15 protein-coding genes and 6 pseudogenes are annotated in these 21,559 nt (G+C 39.9%); 6 read left to right on the top strand and 15 right to left on the bottom strand.

The window, feature by feature from the left end; translation table 11 throughout:
* Window positions 1–50 precede the first annotated feature (50 nt).
* From HT723_RS02000 to HT723_RS01970, 6 genes and pseudogenes are all read left to right on the top strand, one after another.
* Window positions 51–1,208 carry a class I SAM-dependent RNA methyltransferase gene (locus tag HT723_RS02000; RefSeq protein ID WP_172934516.1) on the top strand — a complete coding sequence of 386 codons (1,158 nt, stop codon included), beginning with the start codon at window positions 51–53 and terminating at the stop codon, window positions 1,206–1,208.
* Between the two features lie 12 nt (window positions 1,209–1,220).
* Window positions 1,221–2,627: a mid-cell-anchored protein MapZ gene (gene mapZ / locus HT723_RS01995; RefSeq protein WP_084358055.1), complete on the top strand. Its 1,407-nt coding sequence runs from the start codon at window positions 1,221–1,223 to the stop codon at window positions 2,625–2,627.
* Between the two features lie 75 nt (window positions 2,628–2,702).
* The gene (gene gndA / locus HT723_RS01990; RefSeq protein ID WP_000158778.1) at window positions 2,703–4,127 is read left to right on the top strand and encodes an NADP-dependent phosphogluconate dehydrogenase; all 1,425 of its coding nucleotides are present in this window, start codon (window positions 2,703–2,705) and stop codon (window positions 4,125–4,127) included.
* Window positions 4,128–4,138: 11 nt separating this feature from the next.
* Complete coding sequence (locus HT723_RS01985; RefSeq protein ID WP_000518020.1) at window positions 4,139–4,828, top strand: response regulator transcription factor; 690 nt, start codon at window positions 4,139–4,141, stop codon at window positions 4,826–4,828.
* A gap of 226 nt (window positions 4,829–5,054) precedes the next feature.
* Window positions 5,055–6,323, top strand: a pseudogene (locus HT723_RS01975) (trypsin-like peptidase domain-containing protein).
* 17 nt (window positions 6,324–6,340) lie between these two features.
* On the top strand, window positions 6,341–7,240 hold the full coding sequence (locus tag HT723_RS01970; protein ID WP_100104802.1) for a choline-binding protein CbpF: 900 nt from the start codon (window positions 6,341–6,343) through the stop codon (window positions 7,238–7,240).
* A 117-nt stretch (window positions 7,241–7,357) separates the two neighbouring features.
* On the opposite strand, the gene HT723_RS01965 is transcribed toward HT723_RS01970, so the two are convergent.
* The 15 genes and pseudogenes from HT723_RS01965 to HT723_RS01895 all read right to left on the bottom strand — a co-directional run.
* Complete coding sequence (locus tag HT723_RS01965) at window positions 7,358–8,590, bottom strand: MFS transporter (protein ID WP_000765697.1); 1,233 nt, start codon at window positions 8,588–8,590, stop codon at window positions 7,358–7,360.
* A gap of 517 nt (window positions 8,591–9,107) precedes the next feature.
* A pseudogene (locus HT723_RS11435) lies at window positions 9,108–9,445 on the bottom strand (lantibiotic-modifying protein).
* 497 nt (window positions 9,446–9,942) lie between these two features.
* Window positions 9,943–11,313 (bottom strand): annotated as a pseudogene (locus HT723_RS01960) (IS3 family transposase).
* A gap of 147 nt (window positions 11,314–11,460) precedes the next feature.
* Window positions 11,461–12,462: a choline-binding protein CbpJ gene (cbpJ, locus tag HT723_RS01955; RefSeq protein ID WP_119942540.1), complete on the bottom strand. Its 1,002-nt coding sequence runs from the start codon at window positions 12,460–12,462 to the stop codon at window positions 11,461–11,463.
* 17 nt (window positions 12,463–12,479) lie between these two features.
* Entirely contained in the window at window positions 12,480–13,523 is a 1,044-nt protein-coding gene (locus tag HT723_RS01950; protein WP_202795742.1) for a serine protease, read from the bottom strand.
* A gap of 426 nt (window positions 13,524–13,949) precedes the next feature.
* A pseudogene (locus HT723_RS01945) lies at window positions 13,950–14,612 on the bottom strand (DNA alkylation repair protein).
* Entirely contained in the window at window positions 14,613–15,245 is a 633-nt protein-coding gene (locus HT723_RS01935) for a response regulator transcription factor (protein WP_172934514.1), read from the bottom strand.
* A 13-nt stretch (window positions 15,246–15,258) separates the two neighbouring features.
* Window positions 15,259–16,254: a sensor histidine kinase gene (locus HT723_RS01930; RefSeq protein WP_000743655.1), complete on the bottom strand. Its 996-nt coding sequence runs from the start codon at window positions 16,252–16,254 to the stop codon at window positions 15,259–15,261.
* Window positions 16,251–16,949 (bottom strand): cell wall-active antibiotics response protein LiaF, encoded by a 699-nt coding sequence (gene liaF, locus HT723_RS01925; protein WP_001224643.1) that lies wholly within the window; start codon window positions 16,947–16,949, stop codon window positions 16,251–16,253. Before liaF ends, HT723_RS01930 begins: the two co-directional genes overlap by 4 nt.
* Before the next feature lie 76 nt (window positions 16,950–17,025).
* On the bottom strand, window positions 17,026–18,036 hold the full coding sequence (gene fni / locus HT723_RS01920) for a type 2 isopentenyl-diphosphate Delta-isomerase (RefSeq protein ID WP_000210663.1): 1,011 nt from the start codon (window positions 18,034–18,036) through the stop codon (window positions 17,026–17,028).
* Window positions 18,020–19,027, bottom strand: coding sequence for a phosphomevalonate kinase (locus HT723_RS01915; protein ID WP_000562398.1), 1,008 nt, complete (start codon window positions 19,025–19,027; stop codon window positions 18,020–18,022). The genes fni and HT723_RS01915 overlap by 17 nt, the downstream gene beginning before the upstream one ends.
* On the bottom strand, window positions 19,014–19,967 hold the full coding sequence (gene mvaD / locus HT723_RS01910) for a diphosphomevalonate decarboxylase (protein ID WP_172934513.1): 954 nt from the start codon (window positions 19,965–19,967) through the stop codon (window positions 19,014–19,016). The genes HT723_RS01915 and mvaD overlap by 14 nt, the downstream gene beginning before the upstream one ends.
* Complete coding sequence (mvk, locus tag HT723_RS01905; protein ID WP_172934512.1) at window positions 19,949–20,827, bottom strand: mevalonate kinase; 879 nt, start codon at window positions 20,825–20,827, stop codon at window positions 19,949–19,951. Before mvk ends, mvaD begins: the two co-directional genes overlap by 19 nt.
* Before the next feature lie 121 nt (window positions 20,828–20,948).
* Window positions 20,949–21,229 (bottom strand): annotated as a pseudogene (locus HT723_RS11790) (transposase).
* A pseudogene (locus tag HT723_RS01895) lies at window positions 21,230–21,559 on the bottom strand (IS30 family transposase); the annotation flags it as partial.

Here is a 21,559-nt window from a genome sequence, read left to right as displayed (position 1 = left end):
AACCTCATTTTTTAAAGTGGACATATAGAAAGGTCTTGTAAGACTGTAACATGAAAAAAGAATTTAATTTAATTGCAACTGTGGCAGCAGGTCTTGAAGCTGTTGTGGGAAGAGAAGTGCGAGAGTTGGGCTACGATTGTCAGGTTGAAAATGGACGTGTTCGTTTTCAAGGAGACGTGAGAGCTATTATTGAAACCAACCTCTGGCTTCGGGCAGCAGATCGTATCAAAATTATCGTAGGAACGTTCCCAGCTAAGACTTTTGAAGAGTTGTTTCAGGGAGTTTTCGCTTTAGATTGGGAAAATTATTTACCACTCGGAGCTCGGTTCCCGATTTCAAAAGCCAAATGTGTTAAATCTAAACTTCACAATGAGCCAAGTGTTCAGGCTATTTCTAAGAAAGCTGTTGTCAAGAAATTGCAGAAACACTATGCTCGCCCAGAAGGTATTCCACTGATGGAAAATGGTCCAGAGTTTAAGATTGAAGTTTCTGTTCTGAAAGATGTGGCAACTGTCATGATTGATACGACCGGGTCTAGCCTCTTTAAGCGTGGTTATCGTACGGAAAAGGGTGGCGCTCCTATCAAGGAAAACATGGCAGCAGCCATTTTACAACTTTCTAACTGGTATCCAGATAAGCCTTTGATTGATCCGACCTGTGGTTCGGGGACTTTCTGTATTGAGGCAGTTATGATTGCTAGAAAGATGGCTCCAGGTCTGCGTCGCTCTTTTGCATTTGAGGAATGGAACTGGGTTAGCGATCGCTTGATTCAAGATGTTCGCACAGAGGCGGCTCAAAAAGTGGATCGTGAGCTGGAACTGGATATCATGGGCTGTGATATTGATGCTCGCATGGTAGAAATTGCTAAGGCTAATGCCCAGGCAGCTGGTGTTGCAGGAGACATTACTTTTAAGCAGATGCGCGTGCAGGATTTACGTTCTGATAAAATCAATGGTGTGATTATCTCCAATCCGCCTTACGGGGAGCGTTTATCAGATGATGCAGGGGTGACCAAGCTCTATGCTGAAATGGGTCAAGTATTTGCACCACTGAAAACTTGGAGCAAATTTATCCTGACTAGTGATGAAGCCTTTGAAAGCAAGTATGGTAGTCAAGCAGATAAGAAGCGTAAGTTATACAACGGAACCTTGAAAGTGGATCTGTATCAATATTTTGGTCAGCGTGTCAAACGGCAAGAGGTAAAATAGAAAGGGATACTCATGAGTAAAAAAAGACGAAATCGTCATAAAAAAGAAGGTCAAGAACCGCAATTTGATTTTGATGAGGCAAAAGAGCTAACAGTTGGTCAAGCTATTCGTAAAAATGAAGAAGTGGAAGCAGGAGTCTTGCCTGAGGATTCCATTTTGGACAAGTATGTTAAACAACACAAAGATGAAATCGAAGCAGATAAGTTTGCGACTCGCCAATACAAAAAAGAGGAGTTAGTTGAAACTCATAGTCTGGATGATTTAATTCAAGAGATGCGTGAGGCTGTAGAGGAGTCAGAAGCTTCTTCGGAGGAAGTTCCATCTTCTGAAGACATCTTACCACTCTTGCCTCTGGACGATGAGGAGCAAGGCTTGGATCCTCTATTGCTAGAGGATGAAACTCCAACAGAAATGACTGAAGAAGTGGAAGAGGAGCAAAACCTTTCTCGTCTGGATCAAGAGGACTCAGAAAAGAAAAGTAAAAAAGGCTTTGTTTTGACCGCTTTGGCGCTTGTATCAGTGATTATCTGTGTCAGTGCTTATTATGTCTATCGTCAAGTGAATCGCTCGACCAAGGAAATTGAAACTTCTCAATCAACTACAGCCAATCAATCAGATGTGGATGATTTTAATACACTTTATGACGCCTTCTACACAGATAGTAATAAAACGGCTTTGAAAAATAGCCAGTTTGATAAACTGAGTCAACTCAAAACCTTGCTTGATAAACTGGAAGGTAGTCGTGAACATACGCTAGCCAAATCTAAGTATGATAGTCTAGCAACGCAAATCAAGGCCATTCAAGATGTCAATGCTCAATTTGAGAAACCAGCTATTGTGGACGGTGTGTTGGATACCAATGCCAAAGCCAAATCGGATGCTAAATTTACGGATATTAAAACTGGAAATACGGAGCTTGATAAAGTGCTAGATAAGGCTATCAGCCTTGGTAAGAGCCAGCAAACAAGTACTTCTAGCTCAAGTTCAAGTGAAACTAGTAGCTCAAGCACTAGTCAAACAAGCTCAAATACGACTAGTGAGACAAGCCCAAGTAGTTCAAATGCTGCCTCAAATGAGACTAGAAGTTCTCGTAGCAAAGTCAATATGGGCGTATCAAGTGCGGGTGTTGCTGTTCAAAGAAGTGCCAGTCGTGTTGCCTATAACCAGTCTGCTATTGATGATAGTAACAACTCTGCCTGGGATTTTGCGGATGGTGTCTTGGAACAAATTCTAGCGACTTCACGATCACGTGGCTATATCACTGGAGACCAATATATCCTTGAACGTGTCAATATCGTTAACGGCAATGGTTATTACAACCTCTACAAGCCAGATGGAACCTATCTCTTTACCCTTAACTGTAAGACAGGCTACTTTGTCGGAAATGGCGCTGGTCATGCAGATGACTTGGACTACTAAGCAGTCGTTACAAAATTCTTTCTTTTCAAAAGTAAAAATGATAAAATAAAATAAATGAAACAAGAGGAGTGTCAAATGACAAAAGCTAACTTTGGTGTCGTAGGTATGGCCGTAATGGGTCGTAACCTTGCCCTTAATATTGAATCTCGTGGTTACACAGTTGCTATTTACAACCGTAGTAAAGAAAAAACGGAAGATGTGATTGCTTGCCATCCTGAAAAGAACTTTGTACCAAGCTATGACGTTGAAAGTTTTGTAAACTCAATCGAAAAACCTCGCCGTATCATGCTGATGGTTCAAGCTGGACCTGGTACAGATGCTACTATCCAAGCCCTTCTTCCACACCTTGACAAAGGTGATATCTTGATTGACGGCGGAAACACTTTCTACAAAGACACCATCCGTCGTAATGAAGAATTGGCAAACTCAGGTATCAACTTTATCGGTACTGGGGTTTCTGGTGGTGAAAAAGGTGCCCTTGAAGGGCCGTCTATCATGCCTGGTGGACAAAAAGAAGCCTACGAATTGGTTGCTGATGTTCTTGAAGAAATTTCAGCTAAAGCACCAGAAGATGGCAAACCATGTGTGACTTACATCGGTCCTGATGGAGCTGGTCACTATGTGAAAATGGTTCACAACGGTATCGAGTATGGGGATATGCAATTGATCGCAGAAAGCTATGACTTGATGCAACACTTGCTTGGCCTTTCTGCAGAAGACATGGCTGAAATCTTTACTGAGTGGAACAAGGGTGAATTGGACAGCTACTTGATCGAAATCACAGCTGATATCTTGAGCCGTAAAGACGATGAAGGTCAAGACGGACCAATCGTAGACTACATCCTTGATGCCGCGGGTAACAAGGGAACTGGTAAATGGACTAGCCAATCATCACTTGACCTTGGTGTGCCATTGTCGCTAATTACTGAGTCAGTATTTGCTCGCTACATTTCAACTTACAAAGAAGAACGCGTGCATGCTAGCAAGGTGCTTCCAAAACCAGCTGCCTTCAAATTTGAAGGAGATAAGGCTGAATTGATTGAAAAAATCCGTCAAGCCCTTTACTTCTCAAAAATCATCTCATACGCACAAGGTTTTGCGCAATTACGTGTAGCTTCTAAAGAAAATAACTGGAACTTGCCATTTGCAGACATCGCATCTATCTGGCGTGATGGCTGTATCATCCGTTCTCGTTTCTTGCAAAAGATTACAGATGCTTACAACCGTGATGCAGACCTTGCCAACCTTCTTTTGGATGAGTACTTCTTGGATGTTACTGCTAAGTACCAACAAGCAGTGCGTGATATCGTAGCTCTTGCAGTTCAAGCTGGTGTGCCAGTACCAACCTTCTCAGCAGCTATTACTTACTTTGATAGCTACCGTTCAGCTGATCTTCCAGCTAACTTGATCCAAGCGCAACGTGATTACTTTGGTGCCCACACTTACCAACGTAAAGACAAAGAAGGAACCTTCCACTACTCTTGGTATGACGAAAAATAAGTAGGTCTGCCATGGGGAAACGGATTTTATTACTTGAGAAAGAACGAAATCTAGCTCATTTTTTAAGTTTGGAACTCCAAAAAGAGCAATACCGAGTTGATCAGGTTGAGGAGGGGCAAAAAGCCTTCTCCATGGCTCTTCAGACAGACTATGACTTGATTTTATTGAATGCTCATCTGGGGGATATGACAGCCCAGGATTTTGCAGATAAGCTGAGTCGAACTAAGCCAGCCTCAGTCATCATGATTTTAGATCATTGGGAAGACTTGCAAGAAGAGCTGGAAGTTGTTCAGCGTTTTGCAGTTTCATACATCTATAAGCCAGTCCTTATCGAAAATCTGGTAGCGCGTATTTCGGCGATCTTCCGAGGTCGGGACTTCATTGATCAACACTGCAGTCTGATGAAAGTTCCAAGGACCTACCGCAATCTTAGGATAGATGTTGAACATCACACGGTTTATCGTGGTGAAGAGATGATTGCTCTGACTCGCCGTGAGTATGACCTTTTGGCGACACTTATGGGAAGCAAGAAAGTTCTGACTCGTGAGCAGTTGTTGGAAAGTGTCTGGAAGTATGAAAGTGGGACCGAGACAAATATCGTAGATGTCTATATCCGTTATCTACGTAGCAAGCTTGATGTAAAAGGTCAAAAAAGCTACATTAAAACCGTGCGTGGTGTTGGTTACACCATGCAAGAATAGAAAAGCAGTTGCAGTTGTGTAACTGCTTTTTTCAAATGGAGAAAGGGATGTCTTTCCGTTTTTTTCTTTGTATAGTGGATTGAAACTAGAATGGTACACCACAACTGCTAAAACTTTTCTAGAAATTAATTTAACTTTCCTAATCGATTTGTTCACATCTTATTTCAATTTACTATATTGACAGGGACGAACAGATGTGTTACAATTTTTTTAGGAGGATAAAATAATGAAGAAAACATTTTATCGCAAATTCGGTATTTCAATTATTGCGGGTACTTTATTAGCTAGCCTGCTATCGACAGTATCTGCTTTGACTGTTATTTCAAGTACAGGCGAGGAGTATGAGGTAAGTGAAACATTACAAGAGAGTCCAGGAACTAATAATTTTTCACTTCCCGATGTTTCACCGACTTATGGTCAATATTATACAAATCAGTCAGAAGTCATTATTGGTAAAAATGATTTAGTTAAGGTAAAAAATACTTTACAATATCCTTACTCTACATCAGCTTATGTAGAGTAAGAATTTCGTGGTGTGAAAAATGGTAAAGATGTAACTTATCGAGGGAGTGCCAATTTTATAAAGGATAATGTCCTTATTACTGCTGCTCATAATATTTATAAACATGAGTTTGGTAAAGATGCAGAAGAACTATATGTTACTCCTGCTCGTACTCCAAATAGTGTGCCGTTTGGTCGGATAAAAGTAAAAGAAGCTCGCTATTTAAAAGAATTTCGAAATACTGATCCAGATGAGCTTACTACCTATGACTTAGCAGTTTTAATTTTGGAAGAACCGATTGGCGCTCAATTGGGGACGTTAGGACTTCCCAATAATTTAGAAAATACTAAAAATCTAGATGTAACAGTTACGGGATATTCTGCTGTTAATAAGGATATTAAGCAGATGTATACTGATACAAAAACGATACTTCAAGATACAAATGATTTTTTATTCTATCAAGTAGATACTTTGCGTGGTGCAAGCGGTTCAGCAGTATATGATTCTACCAATAGGGTTGTCGGAGTTCATACCAATGGGAGTAAGGCAGAACAGATGAATTATGCTGTTAAGTTAAATGAGAAGGCTCTATCTTTCATCTACTCTGTTATTAAAGGGCATTCTATTGATGGATGGAAGTTGATTAGTGATACTTGGTATTATTATAAGAATAGTAATAAACAAACAGGTTGGCAAAGTATAAATGGCAAATGGTATTATCTTGAAACCTCTGGTTCAATGTCCACAGGTTGGAAATATGTACGAGGAAGATGGTATTATTTAGATAAGACCAATGGTGATATGAAGACTGGTTGGTATAAAGATGGTTCAACATGGTACTATTTAGATCCTACTAATGGAGACATGAAAACAGGTTGGATAAAAGTAGGAGGAAACTGGTATTATCTCAATTCCTCTGGAGCAATGGTTACAGGTAGCCAAACTATCGATGGTAAAATTTATAATTTCGCTTCATCTGGTGAGTGGATTTAATATTGGAGGGTATATACATGAAACTTTTGAAAAAAATGATGCAAGTTGGATTAGCAGCAATATTCTTTGGTTTTCTAGCTACAAATGTAGTATTTGCAGATGATTCTGAAGGATGGCATTTTGTCCAAGAAAACGGAAGAACCTACTACAAGAAGGGGGACCTCAAAGAAACGGACTGGCGAGTGATTGATGGTAAGTACTATTATTTTGATTCTTTATCTGGAGAGATGGTTGTCGGCTGGCAATATATACCTGCTCCATACGAAGGGGTTACGATTGGTTCTTCTCTAAGGAAAGATATTGCTTTTAGACCAGATTGGTTTTACTTTGGTCAAGATGGGGTACTACAAGAATTTGTTGGCAAGCAAGTGTTAGAAGCAAAAACTGCTACAAATACCAACAAACATCATGGGGAACAATATGATAGCCCAGCAGAGAAACGAGTCTATTATTTTGAAGATCAGCGTAGTTATCACACCTTAAAAACTGGTTGGGTTTATGATAATGGGGACTGGTATTATTTGCAGAAGGATGGTGGCTTTGATTCTCGCATCAACAGATTGCCTGTTGGGGAGATAGCACGTGGTTGGATCAAGGATTATCCTCTAACCTATGATGAAGAGAAGCTTAAAGCGGCTCCATGGTACTACCTAGATCCAGCAACTGGCATCATGCAAATAGGATGGCAATATCTAGGTAATAACTGGTACTACCTCCGTTCATCAGGAGCAATGGCCACTGGCTGGTATAAGGATGGTTCAACTTGGTACTACCTAAATGCAAGTAATGGAGATATGAAGACAGGTTGGTTCCAGGTCAATGGCAAATGGTATTATGCTTATAGCTCAGGTGCTTTGGCAGTGAATACGACCGTAGACGGCTATTCTGTCAATTATAATGGCGAATGGGTTCGGTAATGACAGGGAGCTTATAATTATATTAGAACACTCGCTTAATCAAAGAAGTGACTTTGTTGTACTTGACCTGACGATTGGGGAGATTAAAAGCATGTGAAATCTACACATGCTTTTTCGTTAGTTATGAGTGTTGAACTTGACTAACCATTGACAAAAGATAAGAGCAATCAAAATAAGATACAAAAATATCAATGCTAACTGCACCGAAACGCTCGATGCTATGGATAGGGCTAATAGGGAGAGCAGGGACGGGGCGAGAATGTCCACTGTGCTCAGAGCAGAGCCCACCGTCCCCATCTTGTCGCTGGGGATATAGGCAAAGACAGCTGCTTGTAGGCGAGGGCTGAGAATGCCGATAATCGTAGAACTGATGAAACTGGTCATGAAAATTACGATATAGGCTTGACAAAGGATACTAGTTATTAGAGCCAATAGGGAAATCTCACAGAAAACCAAGAGGTGCGTGAAACGGATATTTTTAAATAGATTACTGCTGGTCATATTGCCAAGGATAGCTCCACAAGAAATGATGATGGAGAGCAGGGCGAGGAGTTGCCCAATGCTCAGTTGTGCTAGTGTCTGTTGGATGAAGCGGAGGGCAATCAACCGAGGAGACACATCCAAGATGGCAATCATACTGGTCGTCAGAAACAGTAGTATGACGGTATCTTTTAACCTCAGGAGCACAGCCAGCGACTGTTTAAGATGTTGAAAATATTTCTTAAAACTCAGTGCTGTATGTGACATTTCAATCCTTTTTTCAACCTCATACAAGGTATGTCGAATAACATACAGGCCCCAAAAGGCAATGACAAAAGTCAGAGTGTTGATAAGGGAAATAGTTTGAATACTCATAACATTGATAAGGAATGCACCAGCTAGATTGGCGACAATGCGGACAACCCTCATCAGAGACTGCCTGAACCCCATGGCATCATGCAGGTCGTCCTTAATTATACTGATGTAGAGGGCGTTCATCATGTAGGCAGACAGGTAGCTCAAGGTGTCAGAGATAAGGTTGATGATGACAATCATAATGACTGAAACTAATGAAAAGGGCGACAAGACGAGAAATACTGTCAAAATAGCGTAGAGCAGGATTTTGATTTTGGCAATCCAGAGTGCGTGTTTGACTCTATTTTCTTGAAAATCTCCTAGAATTCCGAGAAAGAGTTGCGATAGTAGGGGAACCACCTCTGAAATGGAAATCAGTAAAATCGCTAGCGGAGCGAAATTGTACTGAGCCACATAATTGATAATGGCGAGGTAGAAAATACTGTCGCCGAATGATGAAAAACAGCTGTTTAGCAGCAACTGTCTATATATGTTGTTTGTCCAAAATAATTTCATACTTTTCTCCTTATTTCTGCACATCGAATGGGAATTTATTATTTAATAGACACCAATATACCCCCATGCTTCAAACAAATCTGCTTTACTCCTATCTCCTTGAAACATCAGTAAATCGTGATCATCTCGTTCAGAACATGCTAAAATTACCTGTTGGATTTTTTTCATCAGTAATTTGTTTTGATTGTAGACAGTGGTTTGTAGTAAGCTAGTTATTCCGTGGCAATATCCTGTCATCATTTTTAGATGATGGTTAAAAACAAATTATTGATATTTACTAATAATATCTTTGTTTCCGTCACAATCGTACATACAAAGATATAAGATTATTCCGGAAATTCCTTTGCACCAAGAAAGTTGTAAATTTCCTAAATTTTTAGTATTAGAAGTAACTTTTTCTAATAATTTTTTTAATTCAGTATGGAATGTATGGAGATCATTATAGAACATAGAAGGTTCTAAGACTTTAGAATAGGCAAATAAAGCCTATGCAATTCCACAATATCCATGAGCAAAGCTATAGTCTAAAATGCTTTCTTTGGCTGTATCTCTTTGTAGGAAATAATGCTAAATTTCCCCTATACTATTGTGGATGAAAATTTTAAGAGTATTGTCATTGGTAAATTGATAGTATTTTATTAATGACAATAGGACACCAGATTTTCTCAATGCAAAGTCTATTTCCTCTAGAGTATCATAATTCTCTATTAATTTCTTAGCGGTGACGTTTGCTAATTGTAGATAGTATTGATTTTTACTGATAGAAAATAAATGTAGGAGTAACCATAGATAGCCTGAATCACCAAATAGCAGCGAGTATTGATATTCATATGTGTGTGTCGTTCTAATTGTCACTGCTTTCTTGATGATAGAGAGTATTTTAGAATCCAGTTCTGGGGGGGGGCAATTTATTTAGAGGAAACAGTAGTCCAGCTATTCCGTGTTGGAATGATAAATTACTTACGAAATTTCCAAATTCTGTTGAAGAAGTGATCCTTCCTTCAGAATTTACAGTTTTATCTAGTAAAAATCGTAGAACACTATTACATTCCGTTTTGTAATCATATTTATGTTCCTCTATTTTTTTAATTTTGACTAAATTATTTGTTTGACTTAAATTTAGTAGGTATTGTAACCAAAATAGTTGCTCATCTGTGAGCTGACCTTGAGTATGTGATAGTTCTAGTAATTGAATAGGATCCTTTAGTTAGATTCGATCAATCCATAACATAACAACATTTTTAGGACAACTTGTCAAATATTAGTATATATTTTTACATCTTGAATTGTCAAATTAAGTGCATAACTTTCCCGTAGCATATGTACTGACCCCCAAAAGTTAGACAATTAATTTATCCAAAGGATTTAGTTCTGTACTGCACAGGACTAAGTCCTTTTAGTTTTACCTTAATTCGTTTATTGTTGTAGTAATCAATATAGTCTACAATAGCTTGTTCCAATTGCTTAAGCGACTGAAACGACTTCTCATAACCGTAAAACATTTCCGATTTCAGAATCCCAAAGAAAGATTCCATCATGCCGTTGTCTGGGCTGTTGCCCTTGCGTGACATGGATGCTTGAATTCCCTTACTCTCTAGGAACCGATGATAAGAATCGTGTTGATATTGCCAGCCTTGGTCACTATGGAGAATCGTATTCTCGTAGTGCTTCTCTGTGAATGCCTGTTCCAACATTGTTTGTACTTGTTCTAAGTTGGGTGAAGTTGAAAGATTATAGGCGATAATTTCACTATTAAAGCCATCTAAAACTGGTGATAAGTAAAGCTTTTGAGTACTTGCTGGAATGGCAAATTCTGTCACATCTGTGTAGCACTTTTCCATTGTTTTAGAGCCTTCAAATTGACGTTGAATGAGATTCTCTGCTTTCTTACCAACGTCTCCTTTAAACGTCTCCTTTATGAGAAGAATATTTTCGTTTCTGTCGCATTTTAGCTTGTAAATTGAGTACTTTCATCAAGCCTTGAACTCTTTTATGATTTACTAGATAACCACGATTTCTTAGTTCTAAATAAATCCGACGATAAGCATAATTTCCCTTGTGTTCGATAAAGATGGATTGAATTTCAGCTTTAAGCTCTTGGTCCTTATCTGGTTTATCTAGCTGTTTCAAGTGATAGTAGTAGGTCGAACGAGCTAGTTTAATGGCTTTTAAAAGAAGATCTAACGAAAACTCAGTCATTAATTCTTGAACAATTTCTGTCTTTCTTCTTTCTCTTCTTTCTCTTTTTCCTCCTTCAATCGGAGTTCTCTTAACTTTTTTAGGATGGCATTCTCCGCTCTCAGGTACTCATTTTCTGCTTGAAGACGTTCTAATTCTGTCCTCTCTTCAGGTCTCTTTTTTGGCTTACGTCCCATTTTAGGTACTCTCCCTCTTGTTTTCTCAACAATAGTATACCCGTTTTTCTTGTATTGTGCTAGCCAATTAAGAAGTATCGTACGACTTGGGAGGCCGTATTCAAGAGAAACTCTATCTTTAGTCCAGCCTTCATGTATGACTTTATCAATCATTTCTTGTTTTAAATCAGGAGAATAGTAACGATTTTTTCCTTTTTTGACGAACTCTATTCCGTAACGATCAATCAATTTAATCATATACCTAATATTAGAATTGTTTATCCCAAATTTATTTGAAAGCTTCTCTAAGCTATATCCTTGTTTTCTAAGTTCATAGATCTGAACTTTATCATCATAAGTTAATTTCATAATAAAAATACCCCAAAAGTTAGATTTTGTCTGTCTAACTTTTGGGGTGCAGTTCACCTAATATTATGCGTTTTTTCCTATTTTAAAGACTTTTATCCACCTATTATACAAAGTTAAATATCCATCACAGTTTACCATTAGCCTTCATTACTTAACCCATTCGCCATTATAGTTTAAGTAGTAACCACCTACTGTGGTATTAACAGCTAAAGCACCTGAACCATAGGCATAGTACCATTTACCATTGACTTGGAACCAGCCTGTCTTCATATCTCCATTACTTGCATTTAGGTAGTACCAAGTTGAACCATCTTTCACCCAACCAGTAGACATTGCACCTGATGAACGAAGGTAGTACCAACTGTTACCAACATAAGCCCAACCTGTCTTCATATCACCATTTTGAGCATCTAGATAATACCAAGTTGAACCATCTTTCACCCAACCAGTTGCCATAGCACCTGATGAACGGAGATAGTACCAGTTATTACCTAGATATTGCCATCCTGTTTGCATTGCAGCAGTTGTTGGATCAAGGTAGTACCAAGCTGAACCATCATTTATCCAACCTGCACGTCTTTCACCACCAATATAGTTTTCTCCATTAATTTCTGTTTTAGCTAGATAATACCAGTTAGACTGATCATAAAGCCAACCTGTCTCTAAAGAATGATTCTGATTAAAGTAATAGTTCGTGTAATAACGCTTCTCTTCTTTATCTTCTGAATCTTCTGAATCTTCACGTTTTTCCCCGTACTCTTTTCCAACACTGTCTTTTGTTTTAATCTCTAATGCTTTCCAGCCAACAAATTCTTGTAGTACCCCATCTTGTCCAAAATAGTACCACTTGTGTTGAAGGCCGATTTCATTAACTGGTTGGTTATCTAATAAATCATCACGATAACCTGTTCCAGGAATTTCTAAGTATTGCCATCCAACTACCATTTCTCCTTTATCACCAAAATAGTAAGTTTTTCCGTCTATTTTATGCCAATAGATTGCTTTATGAGCATCTTTTACATAATATTTTCTATTATCCTTATCAACAAATTGGCCACCTGTGGTATCCGCAAAAACAGTATTTGTAGCTAGCAAACCAAAGAAAAATGCTGTCAGTCCAACTTGCATAGTTTTTTTCAAAAGTTTCATTTATATGTCCTCCAATATTAAATCCACTCACCAGATGAAGCAAAATTATAAACTTTACCATCGATAGTTTGGCTACCTGTTACCATAGCTCCACTTGAGTTAAGATAATACCAGTTTCCTCCTACTTTTATCCAACCTGTTTTCATGTCTCCATTAGTAGGATCTAGATAGTACCATGTTGAACCATCTTTATACCAACCAGTCTTCATATCACCATTTTTATTATCTAAGTAATACCATCTGCCTCGTACATTTTTCCAACCTGTTGCCATTGAACCAGAGGTTCCCAAATAATACCATTTTCCATTTACTTTTTGCCAATCTGTAAGCATCTTACCAGAAGCATCTAGATAGTACCAAGTATCATCTATTTTCTGCCAACCCGTTTGTTTATCATGTTGTTTATAATAGTACCAACTGCCACTTAATTTTTTCCATCCTTCAAGAGAATATCCTTTAAGTACTGAATAAATAAATGATAAATTCTGTTCATTTAATTTTACTGCGCTATTAACTTGGTTAGCTTCATCTCCCAAAGTATGTACTCCGACTACACGGTGACTAGCATCATAAACAGCAGATCCACTTGATCCCCCCAAAGTATCAACTTGATAATTCAAAAAAGTACCATCATCACTTAAAACTTGTTTTTTATCTGTATACATTTGATGAATTCCAAAATCATATGATGGATATCCTGTAATCGTCACTGGTGTTCCAGCCAAATTTTTCTGACTATTTGGAAGCCCCAGTGTTCCCAATTTTGCGCCAACAGGCTCTTCTAGAATTAATAGAGCCAAGTCATATTTCGATGCATCTCTAGAATTTAAAGTTCTAAATTCTTTCAAATAACGAACTTCCTTAACCTTGATCTTTCCAAATGGTTCCTGATCTGGACTAGCTGCTGGAAGTACATAAATAGCATCCGCTTCTTTTCCATATTTATGACTGTAGAAGTTATGAGCTGCTGTAATTAAAACATTATCTTTAATAAAATTCGCGCTTCCTCTTCCTTCTATATTCGTTCCATTGGCTACACCATTGTACTCAGACAAAACCATAGCTGAAGTTGAATACGGATATTGTAGAGTATTATCAATTTTAACCAAATCATCATTACCGATAATTACTTCTGATTGATTTTGGTAATATGAACCATATGTTGGCGAAATCTCAGGAAGTGAAAAATTATTAGTTTCTGGACTTTCCTGTAATGTTTCACTCACCTCATATTCTTCACCTGTACTAGAAATAACAGTCAAAGCAGATACTGTCGACAACTGGCTAGCCAATAAAGTACTCGCAATAATTGAAATACCCAATTTTTTATAAAACGTTTTCTTCATTATTTTTATCCTCCTAATGTGATTATAGCATACTATTCTAAAGTTCTCAATCTACTATAGAATCAAGAAATCTACCACCTTCTGTAAATACCCTCCATTATCACATAAACAGGTAAACTTTTCAATTAATGACTGCGCTTTTCAATCACGATAGAGGTACTTGCTTGCTTCTTTGATACTAAGTTCAGCCATTCTTTCCTTGTTTTTCTCAATAAAGCATGTTACCCAAGTTGGATTCGTTTTGGAGTAGTCTCGCAGAGTCCAGCCAATGGCTTTATTGGTAAAAAATTCTGTTTGGTTCAAGTTATGAAGGAGAATCTTTTCCATTAATTGAGTATTGGTCTTCTCTTTTCTTAATAACTGGTGGTCAATAGCGACGCGTCTCAACCAGATATTGTCTGACAGGCTCCATTGGAGGATTATTTTTTCCAGTTCCTGCTTCTCATACACCAAACTCCCTACTACTCGATCTAGGATATCCACCGTATCCCACCAAGACTTGGTAACAACCAACTGCTCTAGCTTAGGCAAATCGCTGTCCCTTAAATAAGACTGCATTGCTTTCAAATAGTTAGCAGCCACATACTGGTATTCTCTAGATTCTTTTTCCCAGCAAGTATCTGCAAAATCCCAATCGATAATATTTGTTTTTTCGCTTCTGGAAAATATTTTTATAGAGTTTATTTCTTTCAGGCACCGCAATACCTAGAAAAGAAAATTGATGGCGCATATGGGCTTCCATGGGTCTTGCTTTTTAGAGTCTTTTGCTGCTTCTAGCTCCTCAAGTAAATCTGCTAAACTCATCTAAAACTCTTCATACCCCACCAAATGGTGCTGAAAGGCATAGACAGCCGCCTGGGTGCGATCGCTGACTTCAAGTTTGGCAAGGATATTGGACACATGGGTCTTGACCGTCTTGAGAGAGATAAAAAGTTCATCAGCGATACGCTGATTTTCGTAGCCCTTGGCGATGAGTTGGAGAACATCTCGCTCACGCGCAGTCAGGTCCTCATGTAGTTCTATGTGATTGCGGTGGTATTCGACTTTTTTGCTGACCTCTTGCTCAATGGCCAACTCCCCAGCAGCCACCTTACGGACAGCATGGAGCAGTTCGTCGGCACTAGAAGTCTTGAGCATATAGCCACGAGCACCTGCATCTAAGACAGGCATGATTTTTTCATTGTCCAAGTAAGAAGTCACAATTAAAATCTTGGCTTCAGGCCATTCTTTAAGGATGGCCAAGGTCGCGTCAATTCCATTCATCTCAGGCATGACAATATCCATGACAATGACATTCGGACGCAATTTCAAGGCCAAGTCAATACCTTGAGACCCGTTTGCCGCCTCGCCCACAACTTCTACATCATCTTGGAGATCAAAGTAGCTTTTCAAGCCCAATCGGACCATTTCATGGTCATCTACTAGTAAAATTTTCATCTTTACTCCTTTATCATTCCTTATCTAACAGGGGAATACGGATATCAACTGCCAGTCCTTGCTTGGGAGCTGTCAAGAGTTGAACTGTTCCAGCCATATCTTCAACCCTCTCTTTGATATTTCGCAGTCCATAACTCAAGTCGTCTAAGTTCCCTAACTGGAAACCAATCCCATTGTCCACCACCTTCAGCTGCAATTCAAAGTCTGTCTGATAGAGATAGACATCCAAACAAGAGGCCTGGGCATGGCGGAGGGTATTGCTAATCAACTCCTGCAAAATGCGGAAGATATGCTCCTCAATCTTCTTGGGCAATTTCGTCATATTCTGCTTGAGACTAACCTTGAGATCACTCTTGTCCTCAAGCTCTTTTAGGAGAATTTGAATCCCTTCTATCAAGCTCTTCTGCTCCAGTTCAATTGGTCGCAAGTGCAGGAGCAAGACTCTCAAGTCCTTCTGGGCAGTTTCTAAAATAGCTGTGACACTCTGCAACTGGATCTGCATCTTTTCTCTATCCAATTTCAAAGCCTGCTGACTGACGCCTGATAAAATCATGTGAGCCGCAAACAACTCCTGACTGACTGTATCGTGCAAATCCCGAGCAATCCGCTTTCGTTCCTTCTCGATGATTTCCTCTTCCTGAGCAAGGCTGTGATTTTCAGCCTTTTGAAGCGCTTCTGTCAAGAGGTTAAGTTTGCCAGATAAGGACTTAAAACTAGCATCCAAATCTGGATCTACAACCTGAACCACTTCTTTCCCTGCCAACAAACGCTTGAGATTAGCCTGCATTTTTCTTAGAGAAAGCTCTTCCACACCTCTCCAAAACAGGGATAAGAGAAAGGTCATGGACATGCTGAATACCAACAATAAAAAGATAAATTTTTCTGTTTTTTCGACATCGTGCAAGAAAATAGACCAGTCAAAGTCAAGGATTTCCAGTAAGCTGTGGGAGAAAAAAAAGACAAAGAGGACAGAGGTGATGGCAATGATTACATAGGCTTGTTTTTTCATCCTCTGACCACCTCCACATCCCCAATCATAGTAGTCAAGAAAATCTTGACACTCTTGTTACTCTTGAGATAGTCTCTTGTTTCTTGATGATAGTGTTCATTGCGAAGGGCTCGCTTGGGCTGATTGAAAAAATTCAAATCCCCATAGAGACAGTTAACGCTAAGGCTGACTTCCACATCTACAGGTACAATGATTTTGGTCGTTCCTACCATCTTTCTGAGGATAATGACATTGTCATGATTGGTTAGAATCACCCTCTCCAGATGAATGGTGTCCTTGCCCATGAGACGAAAGAGATTGATATCATCAAACTGGCAAGTTTGATAACTTGAAAAATGATGGAGATTGCCAAACCAACGATTTTTCTCCTTCTTAACCGTCACAACCTCTTCAAAAACCAAATTTGTCTGCTCTTTTTCCTGGTTCATCATCGGGTAAAGAAGAAAGAGACTATAGATGACCGCAACAAAAATAGCTAGAATCACAAAAGGATTGAGCATGACGATGAAAAAGAAAAGAATGCTTGCCACCACTAACAGAAGATTATTGCCCTCTTTACCAGTGTAATAGCGAATCAAAAGCAAAAAGAGGAATAAAATCAGCAGAAAACGCGAAAAATGCTCTGAAACCATCAAAATCAGAGCTCCTGTCAAAAGACAGGCTTCGATAAATAAAAAGATTTTAAATTTTCTCATAGGTTGATCCTCTCCTTTCTATTTTATCACACTTCAAAAAAGTCACCTCAGTCTGAGGATGGAAAAAAGGCGGTGGTCACGCCTTTTTCATCTGATCCTTTGCTTCTTTTAATTTTCCATAAAGAAGATAGTCTACTTTTTGCAAATCTGCTATGGTGGCACAATTAAGAGCACACATAATCAAACGCAGATCGTCTTTCCAGCCTTGAACAATACCAATCACTTCTTCAACTGAATAGGTTTCAACCAATTCCAGAACTGTTCGTGACAGTCCTACAGCTTTGGCACCAAAGACCAAACACTTAATCATATCCAGCGGATTCCGAACGCCTCCACTAACCAAGAGTTCGACCTTGTCTTTCCATTCTTGGGCGTTGAGTAGGGCCTGCACGGTAGACTGTCCCCATTGATTGAGGTAATCACGCTGGCCACTGCGACGGTTTTCGATATAGGCAAAGCTGGTGCCACCACGACCTGATAAATCCACTGTACGAACACCCAGTTCATAGGCTCTCTCGATGGTCTTGGCATCCATTCCAAATCCCACTTCCTTGAGAACAATAGGAACAGGAATTTGCTGGCTATAGTCTGCCAGATGCGATTGCCAGCTTCTGAACTTCCTTTCTCCCTCAGGCATAAGCAATTCCTGCATGACATTGACATGCACTTGCAGGAGAAGAGGATGCATCTCTTCTACAGTCTGAAGGCCTAACTCGACAGGCTTGTCCAATCCAATATTGGTTCCAAGGAGGAGATTGGGATGACTAGACTTGACAGAAAAAGAGTCATCTGCTGGATCTTTGAGTGCTGCGCTATAAGAACCCGTTACAAATAAAATACCACAGGCTTCTGCCACTTGAGCCAACTTTTGATTGATTTCTTTACCTTTTTCACTCCCACCTGTCATGGCATTGATATAAAAAGGAAAATCCCACTTTCGACCAGCAAACTCTGTCGACAGATCGATTTCATCCAGATTGTAAAGAGGCAAGGAAGAATGAAGCAGCTCCACCTCATCAAAGCTATTATAGGAACTTTTCTGCTCAAGGGCATAGCGGATGTGCTCATCCTTACGATTTGTCGTCATGTCCTATCCTTTCTTGGTATAAGAGCTCAATCCCCAGATCGGCCCAACGGTTTTTTAGGGTTTCAGTTGATTGCTCATCAAAACTCAAGGCAATACCACAATCACCACCACCAGCGCCACTGCTTTTGGCAACGGCTTGCAAATCTTGACTGGCTTCTTTCAGCTGTCTAAGCGAAGGCGTATAAATATCTGCGCTCAAGCCTTCTAAGAGATTGCTGGCTGTTTCCACCTGCTCAATAACTTTTTCGGATTTCCCCTGCTCCAAGGCTTCTACCAGAGAAGCCACTGTTTCTTTTGAGGAACTTAAAAAATTCTGATTGATATTTTGCTTGATTTGTTGAACCATATCACTAGATACAGCCACTTCCTTGGTCCATCCCACTAGGAAATCACATTCTAAAGTTGGTTTCACTTGTGAAATTGAAAAGTCCCAATCACGCTCTAAAACAGTCGCCAAATTTTCTTCTTTCAACCAAGCTGCTACCTGCTGGCGATCAAATGACTGGTAAAGAACCAAATCCTCTGCCACAATACAGGCAAGGTCCCCCATAGACCCATTGTCTCCGCGCTTGAGCAAGACAGCGCTAGCCAGCTTGAACAAGAGCTCCTGATCAACCGAAAGCTTATACAGAGCTAGCAGAGCCTTGATGACCAAAACAACGACGCTACCGCTAGAACCTAGACCAAACTTTTTCCCTTCCCGTTCCATTTTTCCTCGAATTTCTAGAGAAAAATGTCTTAAAGTTTGACCTCGATAAGTCAGGAAATCTTCCACTAAAGCAATCGTTTCTTGAATCAAGCTGTAGTCAGAATTTGGCGCCAAATCTACTGCGAAATCAAACAGATCTGAATAAATACGGTAGCTGTCAGAAAAAGCAATATCGCCCTTCATATAGATGGGAATGGCCTTTATCAAGGCCAACTGTCCGGGCTCTAAAATAGCATATTCACCTGCCCAATAGAGCTTTCCACAAGTTTTAACAGCAATCATCTTGACTCAAATCCTTTGTTTTTGACACAATCAAGCGGTAACGTTGACCGAAGATTTTTGATAAATGCTCCAAGTCTTTCTCTTGACAAAGAACTTTGACATTAGGACCGGCATCCATAGTAAAGTAGCAGGCCTCTCCTTGCTCGCGAAGTTGACGAACAAAGTCCATCGCTTCATAAGATGAATCGGTCAGATAAGAAAAGGCTGGTGATGCTGTTTTTGTCGTAGCGTGCATAGCAAGAGCATTTTTCTCCGTTAATTCTCCAATCTTGGCAAAGTCATTTTCCTTGAGATAAATCAGCATATCCTGATAGTCCTTCTCAGACTGACGAACCCAGTCGTCAAAAGTCGTCGAAGTCTCCACACAAAGTTTCATCCCGTCACGGCTAGAGATTGGTTTTTTCTTGTCCTCTAGCACCAACATGATCATAGCTAGTTTCAAGTTTGTCTCTACAGGGTAAATTCCCCCACTATCCTTGTCCCAGGCACCTAGTGGTCCATAAAAACTCCGAGAAGAAGAACCTGAGGCAAACTTAGCCTCCTGTACCAACTGACTCCGAGACAAACCAAGCTGGAAATAAGTATTACAAGCCTTGACCAGGGCGGACAAACCACTAGAACTTGAGGACAGGCCCGCTGCCGTAGGCATATTATTTTGAGTATCGATACGGACAAAGCCCTCACCAGCTGGACGATAACGGTCAATAATCTTACTCATCTTGGCATGCTCGACCTCATTTTGTAGCTGACCATTGATGTAAAATTCGTCAGCTGTTACATTGGCTGGTAAAGGCGACAAGGTCGTCTCTGTATACATATTTTCCAAAGTTAGAGAAATACTGCTAGTAGCAGGCACCATCTCTTTTTCTTTTTTCTTTCCCCAATATTTGATAATAGCAATATTTGCGTAGGAACGTACTGTTACAGGCTCTCTATCCATGTCTGAACAGCTCCTTTCTCTTCTAATCTTTCTGCTAATTCTTGTGCGTGTGTCAAATTATCTGCCAAGGCTATAATACAGCCTCCTAGCCCACCACCGCTCATCTTGGCACCCAGAGCACCATGGCTAAGAGCCGTTTCAACCAGATGGTCTGCCTCAGGGCTACTGACCCCAATTTCTTTTAAATGTAAATGCGCTTGACTGAGGATTTGTCCCAGTTCTTCAGCATCTTTTTGTGAAATCGCATCCTCTGCCTGCTGGGTCAATTCTCCCAAGGCATGAAAAAATGGTAGGGCATCCTTGCCCTTATTTTGAACTACTTGAATGGATTCACGAGTGTGACCATAAACACCTGTATCGGCAATCACCAAATAGGCGGATAAGTTCATCTCAAGCTCTGTAAATCCTACATTCTTAATAAAGCGAATAGGTTGGTCACTGAGACAAGTCTTAGCATCCAAACCACTAGGATTCATATGGGCAATCATTTCAGCTCGATTGACCAAGATTTCTAGTACATCATGAGGCAGATCAGCCTGATAGTAGTCAAATACCGCACGAATGGCCGCTATGCTGATAGCCGCTGACGAACCCATCCCCCGTTTCTCAGGGATAGCCGAGTCAATCTCACAACGAATGCAGGCTTCTGTGATATCCAAATACTCCAGTGAAGCATAAACCGCCATGGACAAGGTATCCTCCTCATAAAGGCGCCAAGGACTCTCTGCAGGAACTATCTTACAGGTCACCTCCACCTCCAAAAGAGGCAGGGAAATGGCAGGATAACCGTAAACGACCGCATGTTCCCCTATTAAAATTGTCTTACTATGTGCCTGACCGACACCAACTTTTTTTGTCATTTTTTCCTTTTACTAGACGAAAAAACGTCTTATTTTTCATACAAGTATTAATTCTTTCCTATCTATTTTATTATATTTTCACAAAAAAAGCGATTGTTTCCATTCACAATCGCTTCTTTCATTATTGAACCCATTCGCCATTATAGTTGACAGAATAGCCATTTACAGTCGTATTCACTGCCAAGACACCTGAGCTATAAGCGCGTAGTACCATCTGCCATTGACCTGGAACCAACCTGTCGTCATAGAACGACGAAAGAAACTCCATACCGTTAAGTAAAGAGGAAAGTCGTGAGGGAGCATGCGCCATTGACAACCTGTTTTAGTGACGTACAAAGTCTCATTAACAAGTACTCGTTTCGGCCATTTATAGGTGCGGTGTTTGGAGAAATAGGGTTCAATCTCCCAAGAGGCATAGGGGTGCGCATAATAGATATGTTCCTCAGAAAATACATCAGACAAGCGGTTAAATTCTGTACCATTATCTGCCGTGATGGACAGAATCTTGTCTTGTTTTAAGATGAGTTTTAAAGCCTGATTGACCGCCTCAGCACTTTTATTTGGAATCAATCGGATAATTTGATGCCTAGTCCTTCGATCAGTTAAGACCAGTAAACAATAATTTTTCACCCTTGTAAGCAGAACCGTATCAATCTCATAATGCCCATTCTCCAATCGCAGATTGATAGCTTCAGGACGCTGTTCGATAGATTGACCAGGGGGTTTGATATT

It is taken from the genome of Streptococcus sp. 2106 (assembly GCF_013277315.1).
In the GTDB taxonomy this organism is placed as follows: Bacteria; Bacillota; Bacilli; order Lactobacillales; family Streptococcaceae; genus Streptococcus; species Streptococcus pseudopneumoniae.
Note: the sequence above shows the minus strand (reverse complement) of the source record. Positions and strands in the feature narration are given on the sequence as shown.